The organism is Hydrogenophaga sp. (assembly GCF_028698005.1).
Lineage (GTDB): Bacteria > Pseudomonadota > Gammaproteobacteria > Burkholderiales > Burkholderiaceae_C > Hydrogenophaga.
The window spans coordinates 1-2,611 of record NZ_JAQVEJ010000269.1 but is presented as its reverse complement, the minus strand read 5'-3'; the positions used below and the strand labels follow the sequence as shown (position 1 = coordinate 2,611).

The window sequence follows — 2,611 nt, the reverse complement described above, 5'->3', positions numbered from 1 at the left end:
CTGCAGATGGTCGCGGTGGGCGAGGAATCGGGGGATCTGGATACCATGCTCACCAAGGTGGCCGACACCTTCGGCCAGGAGGTCAAGAATACCGTCGAACGCCTGCTCGCGGCGCTGGTGCCGACAGTGACGGTGTTCATGGCGGCGGCGGTGGCCCTGATCATGATGGCCATCCTGATCCCGATCTTCAGCCTCACCAACGCGGTGGGCTGACACACAAGTGAATACGGACGCACGATGATGAAGACGCAACGCAGCTCACGGATCGCAGCCCGCGCCCAGCGCGGTTTCAGCCTGATCGAAATCCTGATCGTGGTGGCGCTGATCGCGGTGATCGCAGGCATGGTCGCCAACCAGGTGTTTGGCGGGCAGGACAAGGCCAAGTACAAGCTGGCCCAGACCGACATCACCTCGCTTTCCGCGAAGGTCGGCCAGTTCGAAATGGACGTGGGCGATCTTCCGCAGCGCCTGGAAGACCTGATCAGCTCACCCGGCAACGCCAAGGGCTGGCTGGGTCCGTACATCAAGGAAGGCTCGCTGAAGGATCCGTGGAACACGCCCTACGAGTACCGCGTCAGCGGCCGCAGCTTCACCATCACCAGCTACGGTGCCGACAAGAAACCCGGCGGTGCCGGCGTGGATGCGGACATCACCAACGAGTGAGGACCGTGCCGGGCGCGCGTGCGGCCGGAGAGGACATGCCCATGCGCGACGCACGCGGATTCACGCTGGTCGAGATCCTCGCGGTCGTCGCGCTGATCGCGCTGGCGATGACCCTGGTCGCGGTCACCGTCGGTGACGGGCTGACCGGCGCGCGGGTCAAGGCCGCCAGCCGCGACCTCGTGGCCGCGATGCGCTACACCCGCGGGCAGGCGATCGTGAAGCGCGAGCCGCAGGCGATCGCCATCGACGTGGACGGCCGACGCTACCGTGCGCCGCGGCGCAAGTGGGTCGAACTGCCGAAGAACATGGAAATGAAGCTGGTCACCGCGCGCTCGGAAATGGAGGGCGAGGGCATCGGCCGCATCCGGTTTTTCCCCGACGGTGCCTCCACCGGCGGCAACGTCGAGCTGATCCTGGGCGAGGTCGCGTGGCGCATCGAGGTCAACTGGCTGACCGGCGAGGTGAGCGTGATCGAACCCAAGGACCGGGAGCGCTGAGATGAGGGTGTCCAGGCCGGAGCGGGCGCAGCGCGGATTCACCCTGATCGAGATCGTGGTGGCGTTCTCGCTGCTGGCCGTCGGGCTGGCGGCGGCGATGCAGATCGCGGTGAGCTCGATGCGCCAGGCGCGCAGCGCCGAGGCCTTCACCGAGGCCTCGCTGTACGCCCAGTCCCTGCTCGATGGTCTGGGCGTGGGCGAGCGCCTGCAGGAAGGCGGCGACTCGGGCCGTTTCGGCGACCGCTATGCCTGGGATCTGGAGGTCACGCCCTACGACGTGGCCAGCGATCCCCCGATCGATCCGGCGATGGTGCCGGTGCAGCTTTACCGGCTCGATCTGCGGGTGCGCTGGGAGCGCGGCCGCAACGACTACGAGGCGCGGTTCTCGACCCTGCGTGCGCTCACGCCGGAGGTGCGATGAACGCCCCGCGCCGTGCCCGCGGCTTCACCCTGCTGGAAGTGCTGATCGCCATCACCCTGCTGGCGCTGCTCATCGCCATGGCCTTCGGCACGCTGCGCGGCGCGGTCGCCACCACCCACGCCGGCGAGCGCGTGGTGACCTGGACCAACCAGACCCGCACCGTGCAGGAGTTCCTGCGCCGCCAGCTTTCCCACGCCATGTCGATTCCCTTCGATCGGCAGGAGGACATCGGCGAAAACCGCGTGTTCGAGGCCGGCCGCGACGAGCTGCGGTTCGTCGGGCCGATGCCCGGCCATCTGGCCAACGGCGGGCCGCACGTCCAGTGGATCACCCTGGCCGGCAGCGAAATCCTGTTCGACCACGCCCAGCTCAACGGCTACGACCCGGACAGCCCCAAGGCCAACAATCCGCGCGCCCCGGTGCTGCTGATGGCCGGCGTCGCTTCCGCCCACTTCGAATACCGCGGCCTGGACGAGAACGGCGAGCTGGGCGAGTGGGCGCGCGAGTGGGACAACGTGCAACAGCTGCCGCTGCTGGTGCGCGTGATGGTGGAATTCGAGGCCGAGAACCGCGTCTGGCCCGATCTCGAAATCCCGGTCCTGGCCGGCAGCAGCATGCCCACGATGTTCCGGATGCGCCGCCCCGGCATCCGCAGCGGTTCCGAATCGGAGTCCAGGCGGTGACCCGCCGCCCGCCCGCGCCGTTTCCCGCCGCCCGCGCGCAGCGCGGCGTCGCCTTCGTGGTGGTGCTGTGGCTGATGGCGCTGCTGACGATCCTGCTGGGGGCCTTCGCGCTGCTCACCCGCACCGAGGGCATGCAGGCGCGCTGGCTCTATGACGCGACCGTGGCGCGCTACGCTGCCGAAGCCGGCATCCACGAGTCCGCGCTGTTCCTGTCGGTGCCCGATCCCATGCTGCGCTGGATCCCGGACGGGCGCGAGTACTCGCTCGAGTTCGACGAGGCCCGGCTGACGATCCGGATTACCGACGAATCGGGCCTGATCGATCTCAATACCGCCGACATGTCGATG

At 68.2% G+C, this 2,611-nt stretch carries 5 protein-coding genes and 1 pseudogene; all 6 read left to right on the top strand.

What is annotated here, in order from left to right:
* The coding region (locus PHQ87_RS15870; protein ID WP_300236545.1) for a type II secretion system F family protein at positions 1 to 213 on the top strand (213 nt) is incomplete at its 5' end.
* Between the two features lie 24 nt (positions 214 to 237).
* On the top strand, positions 238 to 663 hold the full coding sequence (gene gspG / locus PHQ87_RS15865) for a type II secretion system major pseudopilin GspG (protein WP_300236542.1): 426 nt from the start codon (positions 238 to 240) through the stop codon (positions 661 to 663).
* A gap of 41 nt (positions 664 to 704) precedes the next feature.
* Positions 705 to 1,160 (top strand): GspH/FimT family pseudopilin, encoded by a 456-nt coding sequence (locus PHQ87_RS15860; protein ID WP_300236539.1) that lies wholly within the window; start codon positions 705 to 707, stop codon positions 1,158 to 1,160.
* Position 1,161: 1 nt separating this feature from the next.
* Positions 1,162 to 1,581: a type II secretion system protein gene (locus tag PHQ87_RS15855; protein ID WP_300236536.1), complete on the top strand. Its 420-nt coding sequence runs from the start codon at positions 1,162 to 1,164 to the stop codon at positions 1,579 to 1,581.
* Positions 1,578 to 2,264, top strand: coding sequence for a prepilin-type N-terminal cleavage/methylation domain-containing protein (locus PHQ87_RS15850; RefSeq protein WP_300236533.1), 687 nt, complete (start codon positions 1,578 to 1,580; stop codon positions 2,262 to 2,264). Before PHQ87_RS15855 ends, PHQ87_RS15850 begins: the two co-directional genes overlap by 4 nt.
* Positions 2,261 to 2,611: pseudogene (locus PHQ87_RS15845) on the top strand (hypothetical protein); the annotation flags it as partial. The gene PHQ87_RS15850 and the pseudogene PHQ87_RS15845, both read left to right, overlap by 4 nt.

Coding starts and splice junctions, on each gene's coding strand:
- gspG (WP_300236542.1), top strand. CDS start 238: ATGATGAAGACGCAACGCAGCTCACGGATCGCAGCCCGCGCCCAGCGC.
- PHQ87_RS15860 (WP_300236539.1), top strand. CDS start 705: ATGCGCGACGCACGCGGATTCACGCTGGTCGAGATCCTCGCGGTCGTC.
- PHQ87_RS15855 (WP_300236536.1), top strand. CDS start 1,162: ATGAGGGTGTCCAGGCCGGAGCGGGCGCAGCGCGGATTCACCCTGATC.
- PHQ87_RS15850 (WP_300236533.1), top strand. CDS start 1,578: ATGAACGCCCCGCGCCGTGCCCGCGGCTTCACCCTGCTGGAAGTGCTG.